Origin of the sequence: Pseudomonas sp. BN414, assembly GCF_029871275.1 — a bacterium.
GTDB classification, from domain to species: Bacteria; Pseudomonadota; Gammaproteobacteria; order Pseudomonadales; family Pseudomonadaceae; genus Metapseudomonas; species Metapseudomonas resinovorans_C.
Window position 1 is genome coordinate 493286 of the sequence record NZ_SSOL01000078.1, and the last position, 17421, is coordinate 510706.

Sequence of the window (17421 nt, forward strand, 5' to 3'; positions counted from 1 at the left end):
GGCGAGGAGTTTACACCCCTCGCCCTCCAATCAGGCCTGTGCCGCGCTGCGCTCGCGCAGCCAGCTGCGGCCGTAGAGCGCCGCGATGGCCAGCAATGCCAGCCCCTGGGCCGACAGCGTGTAGGCATCGGGATGGATGCCCAGCCAGTCGAACTCGAAGAAGGCCACCGGACGCGTACCCAGCACTCCGGCTTCCTGCAGGGCGGCGATGCCATGACCGGCGAACACCACCGACAGGGCGCAGAGCAGGATGGCGTTGGCGCTGAAGAAGGTCCCCAGCGGCAGCTTCGCCGAGCCGCGCAGGATGACCCAGGCCAGGCCTACCAGCAGGACCAGGGCCGCCACCGCGCCGGCGATGACCATGCCATGGCCGGCCGGACCGGCCTGCAGCCAGAGGGTTTCGTAGAAGAGGATCACTTCGAACAGTTCGCGGTACACCGAGAAGAACGCCAGGGTGGCGAAGCCGAAGCGCCCACTGCTGCTCAGCAGGTGGTCCTTGATGTAGCTCTGCCAGGCGGCAGCGTGGCGGCGGTCATGCATCCACACGCCGAGCCAGAGCACCATCACGCAGGCGAACAATGCCGTGAAGCCCTCCATCAGCTCGCGCTGGGCGCCACCGACATCGATCAGGAAGGCCGCTACCGCCCAGGTGGCGAAGCCGGCGACGATGGCCAGGCCCCAGCCCACGTGAACGCTGCGAATCGCATGTTCCTGATCGGTCTTGCGCAGGAATGCGAGGATCGCCGCCAGCACCAGGATCGCCTCGAGGCCTTCGCGCAGCAGGATCAGCAGGCTGGAAATGAAGCTCAGTGAACCGCTGAGGCCGTCGCCGCCCAGCAGATTCGCGGACTTGTCCAGTTCGGCCTTGGCCTGTTCCAGCAACTGCGCCGCCTGACCGATGGCCTGGCGGTCCTGCAGCGCTTGGCGGTAAGCCATCAGCGCGCGTTCGGTGGTCTTGCGCTGAACCGCGTCAAGGTTGTCGAGGGAGCTTTCCACCAGCTCGAAGCCTTCCAGGTAGGCAGCTACCGAGAGGTCGTAGGCCTGGTCCGCGTCACCCTCCCGATAAGCCTTGAGGCTCTCTTCCAGGGTGGAACGGGTATGGCCGATCAGCTCCTTGGGCCCGCGCTGTTGCACGGGAGGTTGGGCGCGCTGGGCACGGAACAGCGCCTGGGCTTCAGCACCCTGGCTCGCGCCGACTTCTTGCGGCGTGCGGCCAGCCAGTTCGCCAAGGGAGATCGCTTCGCCCTTCACCGCCGGGTCAGCGCTGAAGCCGGCGATGTAACTCGCCAGATCCCAACGCTGACGGTCGTCCAACTGGTCGGCGAAGGCGGGCATGTCGGTCCCTTCGACACCCAGACCGAGCGTGTTGAAGAGGTCATAGAGACTCATCCTATCCATCCGCGCCTGATCGCGCAGGTTGGCCGGCGGCGGCTCGAGGCCCATCCCGGCCGGGCCATCGCCGGCGCCGGTATCGCCGTGACAAACGCTGCAGTGCTGCGCATAAAGCGGCGCACCACGGGCGGGGTCCGGCGTGATGAGCGGGGCCTGGCTGACCTCGTAGGTCGCTGCCAGTCGGGTGGCCAGTTGGCGCGCCTGGCGGGCCACAGCGGCTCCGTCCTGCTTGTCTTGCACGGCCTGGTGCAGGCTGGCGACGCCCTGCTCCAGCTCCTTCTGGCCGTCACGAGCCGGCAGGGCCACGATCAGGCCCTGCAACGCACCGAGGAATTCGATCTGTTCACGGTATTCGGCGGCGTCGATGACCTTGCCGTCGACCACGGTAGCGGGGTAGTCGGCCCCGATGTAACTGAGCAGGTGTAGGGCCTGCGCGGCGCCGTCGGCCTGGTCGGCCATCAGGCTGAAACTGCAGAGCGCCATCAGCGGCACGAAGAGCCAGCTGAGCAATCTCGGAATGGGGAACATGAGTCAATCTCAAATGAGAATGGGGAAACGAATTGTTACCTTCCTAACGATTGAGCTCAACCCCGAATCGCGCATCCGATTGCGCTGGCAGTTGCCGAAAATCGCTGCAAACCCCGTCACGACTGGTTTGCAGCGCAATCTTGATGGGCTCGGGACGGTTCGATGAAAGGAGGGATTCCGACGGGAAGAAATCCGGCGAGCAGCCGCTCGCCGGGGTGCGCTGCCATCAGACCGGCGCGCGGCGCACGGTGGCCAGCAACGCTGCCGCGCCGACGAACAGGGCGGCGAAGCTGCGGTTCATCACCCGCTGCTGGCGCGGCGAACGCAGCAACCGCAGGACGCGGGCGGCAAGGCCGGTGTAGCCGGCCATGACGATCAGGTCGACGGTGATCATGGTCACGCCCATCACCAGGTACTGCTCTACCAGCGGCGCATGGGGGTCGATGAACTGCGGCAGCACGGCGAGCATGAAGACGATCGCCTTGGGATTGCTGAAGTTCACCAGGAAGCCACGCAGGACCAGGGTGAGCGGACGGCCGATGGGGCGCTCGGCCGAATCGTTGGCCATATCGCTGGGCAGGGCCTTCCACTGCTTGACCGCGAGGTAGACCAGGTAGGCCACACCGAACCACTTGATCAGGCTGAAGGCCAAGGCGGAGGTCGCGAGGATGGCGCCGACACCCGCGGCGACAATGGCGATCTGCAGGGCCAGGCCGATCTGCAGGCCAAGCGCATTCCAGTAACCACGAAGGAAGCCGTACTGAAGGCCGGAGGACATGGAAGCGATGGCACCGGCACCCGGTGACAGACTGATCACCCAGCAGGCAACCAGGAAAGCGAGCCAGGTCTGGAGCGCCATGGCAGATACCTCGAAAACGAAAAAGGGGCAGGCCGCAGAGCCTACCCCTTCATCCAGGCGCTGCCCAGTACCGTCAGCGCCAACGGCGTACGGCCTTCTGGAAGAACAGGCTGTTGGGCACTTGCACCAGCGCGCCGTGATTCTCTTCGCTGAGGTCTTCGAGGGTGGTGTAGAAGAGGTTGATGGCGATCACCCTGCCCTTCACGCCTTGCTTGTCCGCGCTTTCCACCACTTCGACCTTGTCGCCCATGCGGAATGGTCCGAGGGAGAAGATCAGCACCGCGCAGAACATGTTGGAAAGCACGCTCCAGATCGCGAAGAACGCGACCGCTGCCACGGCGGCGAAGCCCGTCAGGGCGGTCCACAACACCTCGGCGGAGACACCGAAGCGCTCCAGCACCAGCATGAACGCGCTGCCGAGGATCATCCAGCGCAGCAGGCCGCGCAGCGGCACCATCAGCTCCGAAGGCAGCTGTGGATAACGTTGCCCGAGGCGGGTGATGCCACGGGTGACGATGCGCTGCACCAGCCAGGCCAACAGCACGATCAGCAGCACCTGGGCGACGCGAATCAGCGGCTCGCTCCAGGCGGTCAGGAGTTGCAGGTCATCCATCAATCCGCGGCCTCCAGTTGCCGCTGCAGCTCCTCCAGGGTTTCCAGGGCCAGGAGCCAGGCCTCTTCCAATTCGGCCTCGCGCGACTTCAGGCGGGCCTGTTCGGCCAGCAGGTCGCGCAGTTCATCCTTGCGCGCCGCCTCGTAGAGGGCGGAATCGCCAAGACGTGTTTCGACGCTGGCCAGTTGTTCGTGCAGCTTGCCCAGGTCCTTCTCGAGCTTGTCGGCTTCCTTCTTGTGCGGAGCCAATTGCTGACGCAGGGCGGCTGCTGCCTGGCGCTGGGCGCGCTTGTCGGTCTTGTCCGGGTTCACCGGTGCGCTGGCGGCGGGAGCCTGGCGCGCACGGAAATCCACCAGCCAGCGGGCGTAGTCGTCGAGGTCACCGTCGAAGCTCTGCACTCGGCCATCGGCCACCAGCAGGAATTCGTCAGTGGTGCTCTTGAGCAGGTGACGATCGTGGGACACCACCAGCACGGCGCCTGCGAAATCCTGCAGGGCCATGGTCAGCGCCAGGCGCATTTCCAGATCGAGGTGGTTGGTCGGTTCGTCCAGCAGCAACAGGTTGGGCTTCTGCCAGGCGATCAACGCCAGGGCCAGTCGCGCCTTCTCGCCACCGGAGAAGTTGGTCACCGCCTCGTCGCAACGATCGCCACGGAAATCGAAACCGCCGAGGAAATCGCGCAGGGTCTGCTCACGCTCGCTCGGCGCAAGGCGTTGCAGATGCAGGAGCGGGCTGGCCTTGGGGTCGAGCGCGTCCAGTTGATGCTGGGCGAAGTAGCCAATCGCGAGATTCTCACCTCGGGCGAGGCGGCCACCAATAGGCTCGATGTCACCCGAAAGGGTCTTGATCAGGGTCGACTTGCCCGCGCCGTTAGGGCCCAGCAAGCCGATGCGAGCACCCGGCGCCAGCTGTAGCTTGACCTGCTGCAGCACGGTTTTGTCGCCATAGCCGAGGCGACCTTCGGAAAGGTCCAGCAGCGGGCTGGAAATCTTGTCGGCCTCGCGGAAGCTGAAATCGAACGGCGAATCGACATGGGCCGGTGCCAGTTCTTCCAGGCGCTCCAGGGCCTTGATCCGGCTCTGGGCCTGGCGGGCCTTGGTCGCCTGCGCCTTGAAGCGGGCGATGTACTTCTCCATGTGCGCACGCTGGGCCTGCTGCTTCTCGTAGGCCTGCTGCTGCTGCGCCAGGCGCTCGGCACGGGTGCGCTCGAAGGCCGAGTAGCCACCGCGATAGAGGGTCAGCTTCTGCTGTTCGAGGTGCGCGACGTTGTCCACGACTGCGTCGAGGAAGTCACGGTCGTGGGAGATCAGTAGCAGCGTGCCCGGGTAGCCCTTGAGCCACTCTTCGAGCCAGAGAATCGCGTCGAGGTCGAGGTGGTTGGTGGGCTCGTCGAGTAGCAACAACTCAGACGGGCACATCAGCGCCTGGGCGAGGTTCAGGCGCATCCGCCAGCCGCCGGAAAAGTCGCCAACGCGACGGTCCATCTGCTCCGCGGTGAAGCCGAGACCGGCCAGCAGCTTGCGAGCACGGGCGTCGGCCGTGTAGCCATCGGCGCTATCCAGCTCGATGTGCAGGCGAGCGATGGCGGTGCCGTCGTGGCCCGCCTCGGCAGCCGTGAGTTCACGCTGAACCCGGCGCAGGTGCTGATCGCCATCGAGCACGTAGTCCACGGCCAGGCGCTCGAGGTTGTCCACTTCCTGGCGCATATGGGCGATGCGCCAATCGGCGGGCAGCAGGCAATCGCCCGCATCCGGCCCCAACTCGCCACGCAGCAGGGCGAACAAGCTGGATTTGCCGGCACCGTTGGCGCCGATGAGACCGACCTTCTGGCCGGCGTGCAGGGTCATTTCGGCGCCTTCTAGCAGGCGCTGAGGACCACGCTGTAGAGTGAGATTTTGCAGTCGGATCATGATGGCGGCGGAGTTTATCAGCTTCGCTGCCCTGTCGCCCGGGGAGCGCTATGCCTTCAGACCTGTGGACTTTCGCCTTGCGCCTCTACGCCGAGCCCGGCGTCGAGCAAGCCTGCCTGCGCCTTCAGGATGGAGGCGCGGATGTCTGTCTGCTACTCACTGCCTGTTGGCTGGGGCAACGCGGCACTCCTTTCGACACCACTTGCCTGGATGCTCTGTACGACGTCTGCGACCCGTGGCAGGAACAGGTGATCAAGCCGTTGCGTTCGCTGCGACAGAACTGGCGTGCGCAGGCACAGGACGACCTGGCCCTGGCCGGGATGCGTGAGCAGATCAAGGCACTGGAACTGGAAGCCGAACGCAAACTGCTGGCGCGCCTGGAAAGCACCGCTATGGATTGGCCGACGGGAGGGATGGAGCAGATTGAAGCCTGGCTCTCGGGCTGCTGCCCGGGGCGGGAGAGCGTGGACCGCGACGCACTGGAACAGCTGCGCGTCGCGGCCCTGGCGCTTTAGTTCGACGGCGAAGTCGGAGCGGCGCCGTTGCTGCTGGTCGGCGCCACGCTGGCAACCGGTGCGGGTGCAGGCGCGGGTGCAGCCGGAGCGGCCGGAGTAGCTGCCGGTTTCGGCGCCGCGGCCGGAGCGGCAGGCTTGGCGGCAACAGGCTTGGCTGCGGCGGGCTTGGCCGGAGTAGCCTTCTTCACGGCGGGCTTGGCAGCGGGTTTCTTCGCAGCAGGTTTGGCAGCCGGCTTCGCAGCGGCAGCAGGTTTGGCTGCAGTCGAGGCAGGCTTCGCAGCAGGTTTAGCTGCGGCTGGTTTGGCCGCCGGCTTGGCTGCTGGTTTGGCTGCAGCGGGCTTCGCTGCGGCTGGCTTGGCCGCCGGTTTGGCAGCGGGTTTAGCAGCCGGCTTGGCCGCAGGTTTCGCAGCGGCGACTTTAGCGGCGGGCTTCGCTGCAGGTTTGGCGGCGGGCTTGGCTGCGGCGGTTTTCGCTGCAGGCTTGGCAGCCGGTTTCGCGGCGGACTTGGCGGCGGGCTTCGCAGCAGCGGCCTTCGCTGCAGGTTTTGCAGCAGGTTTCGCAGCAGCCTTGGCGGCGGGTTTCGCAGCGGGTTTCGCAGCAGCCTTGGCGGCTGGCCTGGCTGCAGGTTTCGCAGCGGCAACTTTCGCGGCGGGTTTGGCAGCCGGTTTGGCAACTGCAGGCCTGGCGACCGGCTTCGCAGCCGGCTTGGCGGCGGCTTTGGCAGCAGCGGGTTTCGCGTCGCGGGATGCCAGGGCCTTGCCGACGGCCTCGCGGACCTTGCCGACGCCCTGGGCGAGCTTCAGGCTTTCCTGAGAGTCACGCTTGAGCTGGGAGATGTAGGCGCGGGTTTCGGCCTGGCGACTCTTCAGGGTGTCCAGGAGAGTTTCGAGCTCACCGATGCTGGCCTTGGCCTTGGCTTGCGCCTTGGCTTTGCCGGCCTTGGCGGAATCCTGCAGCTTGGTGCGCGCGGTGTGGAGTTTTTCCTGAGCCTTGCCGCGTTGTTTCTCCAGTTTGGTCAGGAGCTTTTCAGCGTCGACCGAAGCTTGGGCGCAGGCTTTCTCAAGGTGTTCGAGCAGACTGAAGGACAGTTGGTGCAGCAGGTGCAGCGGGGTGCTTACGGGCTTCTTCTTGGCCGACATGGTATGCCTCCTGGCGGGCGTTATTTGGCCCATACTAGTCGCCTGTTTCGCGAGTCGCCAGAGGCCACGCCATATCGCCCGCCTGGGCCTTGCGACGGATTGCCAGCGCAGGGTTTCGCAAGTGCGATCCGGACCACGAATCACTCGCCCGAAAAGCCCCGCCCACAGCAATAGCTAACCAACGCCAGGAAGGCTCTGGAATGGGGCATTCAGCGATGTTCCGCCACCCCGATTCCAGTACCGACAGGACAACGATCAGGCCGGTTGAGAGGCCTCACCCTGATGGGCGTTATGCAGCACTTCGATCAGGCAGTCTTCCAACTCGAAGCGTTCGTGAAGCAGTTGCCCGAGATTCTTCAAATCGGAAGTCAGGCAGATGTCACGGCTATCGCCGTTGTCGCAGCGGTCGTTGAAGGCCAGTGCGACTTCGGTGATGGCTTCGATACGGGGATAGATTTGCTTGGCGAGGTCGAGGCCGCGTTGGTCACCGAACGCTTTCGCCTCGTTGAGCAATTGCTCGTAGACCTCGAAGTGCCCTGCAGACACGTAGTCCAGCAAGACCTCACAAAACCTTTGCAGTGCTTCCGCGTTGGCGCTGGGAGCCTGTGGCTTCTCGCTCAGCGAGCTGTATACGCGGACCAGCTCATGGCGCTCCTGCAACCAGCGGTCGATCAGCTGGTGCACGCCACCCCAACGTTCCTGAGCGTTCTGGCAACTTTCGAGCATGGTGACGACCTCACTTCCCTAATTCGGTAATGCCGTTATACGTCCGCTCCGAGACGGTTTTTTGTCGACCGGTGCAAGATCCTGGGAAGGCGCCGCTAAAACGGCAATATTCCGGCGGCGCGTGCGGGCCAGAGTATGCCCGCCGAGCAGTGCCATCAAGGCGCGCGCGGGAATAAATTCATACGAGCGTTTAATCGTCAGGCCGCGGCCCGTCTGGCCGGAGCTTTGCGGCTGGCGCGGCGGATTGGCGCAGCGTTGGGGAGTGCAGAAAGCGAGGAAAAAGCGCGCCGAAAGGCGCATGGCAAAGCCATGCGCCTTTAGCGATCAGGAGCGACGCAGCAGCTGGTACAGCGAGAACAGAATGCAGCCGGTGAAGGCCAGCAGGCTCCACTCGGGAATGCTCATGCCGAACAGGGTCCAGGTCACGGCGGCGCAATCGGCGGTGCCATGCAGCATGGTCTTGATGATCTGCAGGAACGGCCAGGCTTCCATCATGTAGTCGAAGCTCGGCAGGCACGCAGGCAACTGGTCTGCCGGCACGCTCTGCAACCAGATCTGGCGACCGGCGAAGGCCGCACCCCCTGCAGAGAAGAGCAGCGCCAGCACGGCGTAGACGCGCCGTCCGGTGCGCTCCGGACCATGCAGCGCGGCGATCAGGCAGACGATACCGAAAGCGATGATGAAGACACGCTGGACGATGCACAGCGGGCACGGTTCGAGGCCGAGGGCATGTTCGAGATACAGCGCGCCCCCCATTACAGCGACGCAACCGAGGAAGGCGAACAGGAAAAGCGAACGCGGGCTTGCCAGGGACATGGCGGCTCCGTTGGGTTATCGGAAAGGGCGTTACGGTAGTGGAAAGCGCCTTGGCCTTTCAAGGCGAGCGACTAGGCTGGATGAGGTTGCCTATCCGGAGAAAACCGCCATGTGTCGGCTGCTTCTGCCGTTGCTGCTGCTGTTGCCCGGGCTCGCCAATGCCGCCCTGCCCCTGGAGCGCATTCGCCTGCCGGAGGGCTTTCGCATCGCGCTGGTGAGCGACCAGGTGCCCAATGCCCGGGAGATGGCCTGGGGTGATCGCGGCACCCTGTTCGTTGGCAGCAATTCAGCCGGCAAGGTCTATGCGCTGCAGCCCGCCAGCGGCGAAGTCCGCGCCATCGCCAGCGGCCTACAGTTGCCTGTTGGCGTGGCCTACAAAGAAGGTGACCTTTACATCTCTGCGGTCAGCAAAATCCTGCGCCTGCGCGACATAGAGTCGCGCCTCGATTCACCACCCGACGCCGAGGTGGTTTATTCGAAGCTACCTCATGATACCCATCACGGCTGGAAGTTCATCGCCTTCGGTCCCGACGGCAAGTTGTATGTGCCGGTGGGAGCGCCGTGCAATGTGTGCGACGAAGACCCTGACACCTACGCCGCGATCCATCGCATGAACGCCGATGGCAGCGGATTGGAGCTGGTGGCGCGTGGCGTGCGCAATACGGTGGGCTTCGACTGGCACCCGCAGACCGGCGAACTCTGGTTCAGTGAAAACGGCCGTGACCTGATGGGCGATGACGTGCCTGATTGCGAGCTGAATCGCCTGGAAAAGCTGGGTCAGCATTTCGGCTTTCCCTATTGCCATGCCGGCGACGTGGCCGACCCGAAGTTTTCCCAGCGGCCCTGTAGCGAATTCGTCGCGCCTGTCGCCAAGCTGGGGCCCCACGTCGCACCGCTCGGTATGCGCTTCTACACCGGCAGCCAGTTCCCCGCGGAGTATCGCAACAACCTGTTCATCGCCGAGCACGGTTCATGGAATCGCAGCGAGAAGATCGGCTACCGGATCAAGCGGGTCGAGCTCAATCCGGATGGCAGCCTGAAACGCCAGAGCGTGTTCGCCGAAGGCTGGCTGAAGGACGGCGATGTATGGGGCCGGCCGGCCGATGTACTGGTGGCGCCGGATGGTGCGCTACTGGTGAGCGACGACGAGGCAGGTGCCATCTACCGCATCGAGTACGTGGGAAAATGACGCGAAAGCCACCGCAATGAAAAAGGCCCGGGATAATCCCGGGCCTTTCTGTATCAGGCGATTTTTTCCGTCGGCAAGGGCAAGGCCGGCAAGCGCTGATCGAGCAGGCCAAGGCCCTCCTGGAACAGCTGGTTGCTGCGCTCCACCTCGCCCATCTGCGCAAGCAGGCGGGCTAGCTCCGCGCAGGTCTCGGGGTCGCGGCGGAAGCTCAGGCTGCTTTCGAAATACTCCCGCGCCTTGCCCCAGAGTCGATTGCGCAGGGATAGGCGACCCAAGGTGAGCAGCAAGGTGCCGTCGCTGGAGTGCTCCTTCAGCCAGCCCTCTGCAGCCTGCAGCTGGCGGACCGGGTCACTGCCACGCAAGAGGCCATAGAGCCGCACCAGATCGTCGTCGTAGCTGCGCTTGATGGCGCCACGCACGGCTTCCTCGGCTTCTTCGTCGGCACCCAGGCGGCGTAGCTGCTCGGCAAAGGCCAGCACCAGACGCGGCTCGTTGCGCTGGGCGGAGGATAGTTGCTGCCAGGCACGGGTCAGCGGCTGCAGAGCGGTTTCGCCCTCGTTCAACCCTTCTTCGCCGGCCTGGTGTAGACGGGCACTCCACACACGCAGTTCGAGTTCGGCCAGCTGGCTTTCCGACAGCGCCTTTTCCTTGCGCAGGGTGGGTAGCAGGCCGACCAGGGCGGCCCAGTCTCCCCGCACCTCGTGCAGATGCAGCAACTGACGCAGAACCTGATGATGGCGCGGGTGGCGCTCTTGCACGGCCTTCAGGGTTTCCAGCGCAGCCGCGGAATCGCCACGATCCAGTTGCAGTTCGGCGTGGGCCAGGGCGATTGCCAGTTCAGCCTGGGGCTGACGTTCAAGGGCCCGCTCCAGCAGTTGCTCGGCTTCTTCGGTCTGGCCGATCTTCTGCGCTGCGCGGGCGGCGCCCAGGTAGTAGATCAATGGCTGCGGGTCATTTTCAGCGGCACGCTTGAGATGACGCAAAGCGCGCGCCCAGCGACCTTCGGCGAGGTCCAGCAGGCCTTGTTCGGACGCCAGCCGCGCGCGGCGCCGGGCATTGCGCCGCGACCAGGGATTGACCACCCCGCCGGACATCACCACCAGTCGCAACAGGTAGCGCAGGCCGGCGAACAGCAACCAGAGCACCGCCAGCAACGCCAGGGTGGCCCAGAGGGTGGATTCGTAGCGGAAACCCTTGTAGGCCACCAGCACATAGCCCTTGTGCTGGGCCACGGCCATGCCGATGAGGGTGGCGGCTGCGCCGATCACTGCGAGGACCAGCAGGACCTTGAGCAGGCGCTTCATTGGCCTGCCTCCTTGGCCGGCGCGGCGGCATCTGGCTGCCCGGATTCACCAGCGGTGCCGCCCGGCGTGCGCTGCAGGTAGGCCTGGAGGGCGCTCAACGCAGGGGCGAGATCAGGCGCCTTGACTTCCACCGGCTGGCTGGAAAGCTCGTCGAGGCGCGCCAGCAGGGCACGGCTGTCCGGGTTCTCCTCATTGAAGTGACCGCTCAAGACTTCGCGGGCCTGGCGCAGCGACTGCTGGTAGACCTGGGTCTGGCCATGCAACGCACCCCATTGCGCCTGCTCGAGCGCGAGCGAAAGGGCGAGGCGGACCTGGGACAGGTTCTGTCCGGCGAGCAACGGCTTGATGTCCTGGCTCGCATCCAACTGGATACGGAAGTAGTGCGAGAGCTTCTCCAGCCACTCGGCCCAGGCACTGCCACCGTCGCCTTCGGCGGCGATGTCCAGGAGCACGCCACCCTTGTCTTCAAAGGCCGGTACCAATGGGTTGAGCTGGACCGCCTGTTCACGCAGGGCGCCCAACTGGAGGAACAGGCCGGTACGATCAGGCTGCTCGGTGCTGCGCAGCGCTACCAGGCTCTTCGCCAGCTCTTCGCGTGCGGCGTAGGCGCCGGGATCGTCCTGTTCACGGAGGATGTCATCGGCGGCCTGGACCAGTGCCGCGGCGCTGTGGATATCCTGCAATGCCGAGAGACGCAGGCTGGCCAGCCGCAGCAGATGCTCGGCTTCGGCCAGACGCCAGTCCTTGCGGCTGGCGCCGAGGATGGTCTCCAGGCGCTGGCGCAGTTGCTGCTGATCACCCTGCAGGTCCACCAGCAAGCGACGACGCTCGTCCAGTTCAGCGGCACTGGGCAACTCTTCCAGGCGCTGGGTCAGCTGCTGCTCACGCTGGGCCAGGGCGCGGGTCTGGCCACGTGCATCCTCGACCATGCTGAGTTGCTGCTGGTCGCGGGTCTCCAGGCTGCGTACCTGCCAGAGGCCCCAGCCGCCCGCGGCGACGCCGGCGGCGCCCAACAACAGGGCGAACAGGGCCAGGCCATTGCCCCTGAGGGCAGGCGCGGTGCTGGCGGGAGTGACGGGGTCGGCGGCTGTGGTGGGCTGCTCTTGTTTCGGGGCTTCTGCTTCGCTCACGTATTCCATCCTTCGCTTCAGTGGGCGGGCGCCGGATGCTGCCTGAGCGCCGCCAACAAGGCCGCGGCACTGGCACCACGGCAATCCACAACATTCTTCGCGCCCGCCTCGACTGCCTGCTCGGCCACTCGCGGGCTGGGTACGAACAGGGTCAAGCGGGTCAGTTCGGACCAGGTGTCGCCAGCCAGGCGCTGGAGGTTTTCCAACCCTTGGCCACTGCTGACCACCAGGCCGTTCAGGCGTTCCGACTCGACACGGTGCGCCAGGGTGCCCGCCGGGTAGTCCGGCAGGCAGCGTCGATAGAGTTCCAGATACTCGACCGCGACGCCTTGGCCGCGCAAGCGGTCGGCCAGGAAATCTCGGCCACCCTCGCCGCGCATGATCAGTACCCTGGGATCCTGTACCGACAGGGCGTCAGTCAGTTGCGGAAGCGCCAACAACGCCTCGCTGTCGTCACCCACTGCCGGCCAACTCACCGGTAAACCATAGTCTTCGAGCAAGGCACCGGTGGCCGCGCCCACGCTGAACCAATGCTGATTGGCAGGCGGTTTCGGCCAGTATCGGTCGATCAGGTCGAGGCCCAGCCGGGCTGCCGGCTTGCTGACCACTACCACGGCGCAGTAGCGGTCGAGCTGGAGGATGAGTCTGCGCTGCTCGGGCGACGTTTCAAGGGGCTCAATGGCCAACAGCGGCAAGCTGCTGCTGAAGACCTGCTGCTCGGCCAGGGCCGCAGCCAGTGCTTCGCACTCCTCGACAGGACGCGTCAGCAGCAACCGCCAGCCTGTCACGGGTGGCCGGCCTCGCCGTAGACGGCTTTGAGGATGTCCCCGGCGCCCAGTTGCAGTAGCTCCTCAGCAACCTTCACGCCCAGGGCTTCGGCATCGGCGATCGCGGCACGGCCTTCGGCACGAAGCAGCTGGCCACCATCGGGCTGGCCGACCAGGCCACGGAGCCAGAGCTGGTCGCCCTCAAGCACGGCATAGCAGGCAATGGGCACCTGGCAGCCGCCATTCAGATGCTTGTTCAAGGCGCGCTCGGCGGTGACGCGCAACGCCGTGTCCTGATGGTGCAGTGGCGCCAGCAAGGCGTGAATCTCACTGTCGGCGGTGCGGCATTCGATACCCACGGCACCCTGGCCACCGGCCGGCAGGCTGTCCTCGACGCTGATGGAAGAGCGAATGCGATCTTCGAAACCGAGGCGGATCAGGCCGGCCGCGGCGAGGATGATGGCGTCGTACTCACCGGCATCGAGCTTGGCCAGGCGGGTGTTCACGTTGCCGCGCAGGAACTGGATCTTCAGGTCCGGACGGCGCGACAGCAACTGAGCCTGGCGACGCAGGCTGGAGGTGCCGACCACGCTGCCGGCAGGCAGGGCGTCGAGGCTGTCGAAACGATTGGAGACGAAGGCGTCGCGCGGGTCTTCGCGCTCGCAGATGCAATACAGGCCAAGGCCTTCAGGGAAGTCCATCGGCACGTCCTTCATGGAGTGCACGGCGATGTCGGCCTCGTTCTCCAGCATGGCCGTTTCCAGCTCTTTCACGAACAGGCCCTTGCCACCGATCTTCGCCAGTGGCGCGTCGAGCAGCTTGTCACCCTTGCTGACCATCGGCACCAGGCTGACCTTGAGACCGGGGTGGGCCTCCTCGAGACGGGCTTTGACGAATTCGGCCTGCCACAGGGCCAGGGCACTCTTGCGGGTGGCAATACGGATCTCGCGGGACATGATCATTTCCGGAAACGTTAATGCCCGGAATCATAACAGGCCCGCGTGCGGCAAGGGCGCGGGCGGTTGTCGCGGAACGACACGGACTGTCGAATCAGCGCAGCGAACGAACGCTCGTTGGACGACCGGCCGCTAAAGATTGTTCATCAGCTTGCGCACGCCCGCGACGTGGCGGCGGCTGACCGTCAGGGCCTCCCCGTTCATGCCCTTGAGGTAGAGCTGGAAGTGCCCCAGCGGGGTGCGCTGCAGGCGCTCGATCCGCTCTCGGGCCACCAGGGCATTGCGGTGGATACGCACGAAGCGGTCACCGAACTCGTCTTCGAGCGCTTTCAACGGCTCGTCCAGCAGCACTTCACCGTGTTCGTGACGCAGGGTCACGTACTTGTGATCGGCGATGAAGAAGATCACCTGGTCCAGGGGAATCAACTCGATGCCTTTCCGGGTCCGCGCACTGATGTGACTTCGGGGACCGCTCCCGCTAACCGCGGCAGGTCGGGTCAGCGCAGCGAGTTGTACACGGTTCGGTCGCTCGGCCTTCTTCAGTGCCTCGGCCAGCGACTCCGAGCGCACGGGCTTGACCAGGTAGCCAACAGCGCTGACCTGGAAGGCCTCGAGGGCGAACTCGTCGTGGGCCGTACAGAAGATCACCGCCGGTGGCGCTTCACGCTCGCAGAGCTTGGCGGCCACTTGCAGCCCATCCAGGCCCGGCATGCGAATGTCGAGTAGAACGACATCCGGCTTGAGGCTGTCTATCAGCGTGAGCGCCTCCTCGCCATTGCTGGCGGCAGGCTCCAGGACACGGTATCCCTCGAGGTCGCCTACCAGGCGGCTGAGGCGCTCGCGGGCAAGGGGTTCATCGTCGACGATCAGGACATTCATATCGCACGGGCTTCCTGCGTGAGTCTCGCACAAGGATAGCGTAGACAGGTGAAGTGGCGGCCGTCACGGCGCTCCACGCTGAGACTTGCCCGCGGCCCGAAAAGTGCCGTCAGGCGCGCGTCGATATTGCGTAGAGCTTGTTGGGTGCCTCGCGATGGCGACTGCCCCTGGACCTCTTCGTAAGGGTTGCTTACGCAGAGGCGGAACATGCCGTCACGATAATCCGCTTCGATTCGTACCACCCCCCCTTCGATGCGCGGCTGGATGCCGTGGATCAGGGCGTTCTCCAGCAAAGGCTGCAGCGTCAACTGGGGGATGGGCAGATCGTCCGGTACTTCATCTACCTGCCAATCCAACTGTAGCCGTTCTCCGAGACGATATTGCTCGATCGACAGATATCGTTTCGCAAGCTCCACTTCCTCGCCCCAGTCGACCAGGGTGCCGGGCTTGGCCAGGCTGGCACGGAATATGTCGGAAAGGTCGAGCACGGCTTGCTCGGCCTTGTCCGGATCGATCACCACCAGGCTGGCGATGCTGTTCAGGCTGTTGAACAGGAAGTGCGGGCGGATACGGGCCTGCAGGGACTCGATGCGCGCCCTGAGTTCGGCCTGTTGCTGCTTGCGCCACTGGCTCTGCAGGTAGAAGTAGCGCAGCAACAGCGCCGACATGATCAGGCTGATCAACCCGTGGCGCAGGTAAAGGTTGACCTCGCCACTGCGCGGCAGCGGCCCGCCGAGGTCGAAGTAGTCGGCCACCGCCGTCCCGGCGAGTGTCAGCCCCACTACCAGGGCGCAGCAGATACCGCCGGCCAGCGCCGCCCGCAGGCGCGCCAGCAGCGGCCGCAGCTGACACAGCAGGGCTGCGGAAAGCAGGACGATCCATTGCACGAAAAGGGAAGTCAGGGCGAGGCGCACCCAGTTGAAGCTGGGCAGCATGGGCTCGGCCAGCACCAGCACCAGCACCAGCAGTTCGGCCAGCAGCACCAGGCCGAGCAAAGCCTCGGGCAAGCAGAGCTCCGGCAGGAAGAAGTCGTCGTTGGCGCTTCTGGAACGCGCTTTCTTTTTCAGGCGCTTCGACATCCCGGACATATCCCCCATGGCCCGGCAGGCGACTGTTCGGGGTCGCCGGGCAAAAACCTGTACTGAACCATCAAACCCACGGCACGTCCGTGAAGGCCACAGCAAACTGCCCGGCCCCCGACCGGACAGGCCGCGCCGGTTTTTCCGGCAACACTGTTATTATCGACGGTATTTTCCGGCCCATCGGCTTTCTTTCACCTTCCTCACCGAGTGAACCCATGAGCACCGACAAGACCAACCAGTCCTGGGGTGGCCGCTTCAGCGAGCCCGTCGACGCCTTCGTCGCCCGTTTCACCGCGTCCGTAGACTTCGACAAGCGCCTGTACCGCCACGACATCATGGGCTCGATCGCTCATGCCACCATGCTGGCACAGGTCGGCGTGCTGAGCGAAGCAGAGCGTGACGCCATCATCGACGGCCTGAAGCAGATCCAGGGCGAGATCGAAGCCGGCAGCTTCGACTGGCGCGTGGACCTGGAAGACGTGCACATGAACATCGAAGCGCGTCTGACCGACCGCATCGGCGTCACCGGCAAGAAGCTGCACACCGGCCGCTCGCGCAACGACCAGGTCGCCACCGACATCCGCCTGTGGCTGCGCGACGAGATCGACACCATCCTCGGCGAGGTCACCCGCCTGCAGCAGGGCCTGCTCGGCCTGGCCGAAGCGGAAGCCGACACCATCATGCCCGGCTTCACTCACCTGCAGACCGCGCAGCCCGTGACCTTCGGCCACCACCTGCTGGCCTGGTTCGAGATGCTCAGCCGCGACCATGAGCGCCTGGTGGACTGCCGCAAGCGGGTCAATCGCATGCCCCTGGGCTCGGCCGCCCTGGCCGGCACCACCTACCCGATCCAGCGCGAAATCACCTGCCAGCTGCTCGGCTTCGACGCTGTTGGCGGCAACTCCCTGGACGGCGTGTCCGACCGTGACTTCGCCATCGAATTCTGCGCCGCCGCCTCCCTGGCGATGATGCACCTGTCGCGCTTCTCCGAAGAGCTGGTGCTCTGGACCAGCGCCCAGTTCCAGTTCATCGACCTGCCCGACCGCTTCTGCACCGGCTCCTCGATCATGCCGCAGAAGAAGAACCCCGACGTGCCCGAGCTCGTGCGCGGCAAGTCCGGCCGCGTGTTCGGCGCCCTCACCGGCCTGCTGACCCTGATGAAAGGCCAACCGCTGGCCTACAACAAGGACAACCAGGAGGACAAGGAGCCGCTGTTCGACGCCGCCGACACCCTGCGTGACAGCCTGCGCGCCTTCGCCGACATGGTTCCGGCGATCAAGCCCAAGCGCGAAATCATGCGCGAAGCGGCCCGCCGCGGCTTCTCTACTGCCACTGACCTCGCCGACTACCTGGTGCGCAAGGGCCTGCCCTTCCGTGACTGCCACGAGATCGTCGGCCACGCGGTGAAGTACGGCGTGGACAGCGGCAAGGACCTGGCCGAGATGAGCCTCGACGAACTGCGCAAGTTCAGCGACCAGATCGGCGACGATGTCTTCGCCGTGCTGACCCTGGAAGGCTCGGTCAACGCCCGTGACCACATCGGTGGCACCGCGCCGAACCAGGTGCGCGCCGCCGTGCAGCGCGGCAAGGACCTGCTGGCCAGCCGTTGACCCATC

Annotated in this window: 16 protein-coding genes; 3 read left to right on the forward strand and 13 right to left on the reverse strand. The window is 65.1% G+C overall.

Features of this window, described 5'->3' with window-relative positions; genetic code table 11:
• Window positions 1-30: 30 nt before the first annotated feature.
• The 4 genes from E8E95_RS27520 to E8E95_RS27535 form a co-directional block, all read right to left on the reverse strand.
• Window positions 31-1920 (reverse strand): cytochrome c/FTR1 family iron permease, encoded by a 1890-nt coding sequence (locus tag E8E95_RS27520; RefSeq protein ID WP_280355371.1) that lies wholly within the window; start codon window positions 1918-1920, stop codon window positions 31-33.
• A gap of 226 nt (window positions 1921-2146) precedes the next feature.
• Entirely contained in the window at window positions 2147-2779 is a 633-nt protein-coding gene (gene rhtB, locus E8E95_RS27525) for a homoserine/homoserine lactone efflux protein (protein ID WP_077525588.1), read from the reverse strand.
• 73 nt (window positions 2780-2852) lie between these two features.
• The gene (locus tag E8E95_RS27530; protein WP_179061293.1) at window positions 2853-3392 is read right to left on the reverse strand and encodes a mechanosensitive ion channel family protein; all 540 of its coding nucleotides are present in this window, start codon (window positions 3390-3392) and stop codon (window positions 2853-2855) included.
• The gene (locus E8E95_RS27535) at window positions 3392-5302 is read right to left on the reverse strand and encodes an ATP-binding cassette domain-containing protein (RefSeq protein ID WP_280355374.1); all 1911 of its coding nucleotides are present in this window, start codon (window positions 5300-5302) and stop codon (window positions 3392-3394) included. The genes E8E95_RS27530 and E8E95_RS27535 overlap by 1 nt, the downstream gene beginning before the upstream one ends.
• A gap of 50 nt (window positions 5303-5352) precedes the next feature.
• On the opposite strand from E8E95_RS27535, the gene E8E95_RS27540 reads away from it, so the two are divergent.
• Window positions 5353-5817, forward strand: coding sequence for a TIGR02444 family protein (locus E8E95_RS27540; protein ID WP_280355376.1), 465 nt, complete (start codon window positions 5353-5355; stop codon window positions 5815-5817).
• Here E8E95_RS27540 and E8E95_RS27545 read toward each other — a convergent pair.
• The 3 genes from E8E95_RS27545 to E8E95_RS27555 all read right to left on the reverse strand — a co-directional run bounded on the left by E8E95_RS27545 (window position 5814) and on the right by E8E95_RS27555 (window position 8498).
• Entirely contained in the window at window positions 5814-6956 is a 1143-nt protein-coding gene (locus E8E95_RS27545) for an AlgP family protein (RefSeq protein WP_280355378.1), read from the reverse strand. The genes E8E95_RS27540 and E8E95_RS27545 overlap by 4 nt on opposite strands.
• A 255-nt stretch (window positions 6957-7211) precedes the next feature.
• Entirely contained in the window at window positions 7212-7682 is a 471-nt protein-coding gene (rsd, locus tag E8E95_RS27550; protein WP_179061297.1) for a sigma D regulator, read from the reverse strand.
• Between the two features lie 324 nt (window positions 7683-8006).
• Complete coding sequence (locus tag E8E95_RS27555; protein ID WP_280355381.1) at window positions 8007-8498, reverse strand: disulfide bond formation protein B; 492 nt, start codon at window positions 8496-8498, stop codon at window positions 8007-8009.
• 109 nt (window positions 8499-8607) lie between these two features.
• Here E8E95_RS27555 and E8E95_RS27560 point away from each other — a divergent pair, with 109 nt between their 5' ends.
• Window positions 8608-9687 (forward strand): sorbosone dehydrogenase family protein, encoded by a 1080-nt coding sequence (locus E8E95_RS27560; protein ID WP_280355383.1) that lies wholly within the window; start codon window positions 8608-8610, stop codon window positions 9685-9687.
• A 53-nt stretch (window positions 9688-9740) separates the two neighbouring features.
• Here E8E95_RS27560 and E8E95_RS27565 read toward each other — a convergent pair whose 3' ends face one another.
• The 6 genes from E8E95_RS27565 to E8E95_RS27590 form a co-directional block, all read right to left on the reverse strand.
• Window positions 9741-10991: a heme biosynthesis HemY N-terminal domain-containing protein gene (locus E8E95_RS27565; protein ID WP_280355385.1), complete on the reverse strand. Its 1251-nt coding sequence runs from the start codon at window positions 10989-10991 to the stop codon at window positions 9741-9743.
• Window positions 10988-12121, reverse strand: coding sequence for a uroporphyrinogen-III C-methyltransferase (locus tag E8E95_RS27570; protein ID WP_280355387.1), 1134 nt, complete (start codon window positions 12119-12121; stop codon window positions 10988-10990). The genes E8E95_RS27565 and E8E95_RS27570 overlap by 4 nt, the downstream gene beginning before the upstream one ends.
• Before the next feature lie 17 nt (window positions 12122-12138).
• Window positions 12139-12909: a uroporphyrinogen-III synthase gene (locus tag E8E95_RS27575; RefSeq protein ID WP_280355389.1), complete on the reverse strand. Its 771-nt coding sequence runs from the start codon at window positions 12907-12909 to the stop codon at window positions 12139-12141.
• Entirely contained in the window at window positions 12906-13847 is a 942-nt protein-coding gene (gene hemC / locus E8E95_RS27580; protein ID WP_280355449.1) for a hydroxymethylbilane synthase, read from the reverse strand. The genes E8E95_RS27575 and hemC overlap by 4 nt, the downstream gene beginning before the upstream one ends.
• 129 nt (window positions 13848-13976) lie before the next feature.
• Window positions 13977-14723 carry a LytTR family DNA-binding domain-containing protein gene (locus tag E8E95_RS27585; RefSeq protein WP_077525576.1) on the reverse strand — a complete coding sequence of 249 codons (747 nt, stop codon included), beginning with the start codon at window positions 14721-14723 and terminating at the stop codon, window positions 13977-13979.
• Window positions 14720-15802: a sensor histidine kinase gene (locus E8E95_RS27590; RefSeq protein WP_280355392.1), complete on the reverse strand. Its 1083-nt coding sequence runs from the start codon at window positions 15800-15802 to the stop codon at window positions 14720-14722. The genes E8E95_RS27585 and E8E95_RS27590 overlap by 4 nt, the downstream gene beginning before the upstream one ends.
• 218 nt (window positions 15803-16020) lie before the next feature.
• On the opposite strand from E8E95_RS27590, the gene argH reads away from it, so the two are divergent.
• Window positions 16021-17415 carry an argininosuccinate lyase gene (argH, locus tag E8E95_RS27595; RefSeq protein WP_280355394.1) on the forward strand — a complete coding sequence of 465 codons (1395 nt, stop codon included), beginning with the start codon at window positions 16021-16023 and terminating at the stop codon, window positions 17413-17415.
• Window positions 17416-17421 lie beyond the last annotated feature (6 nt).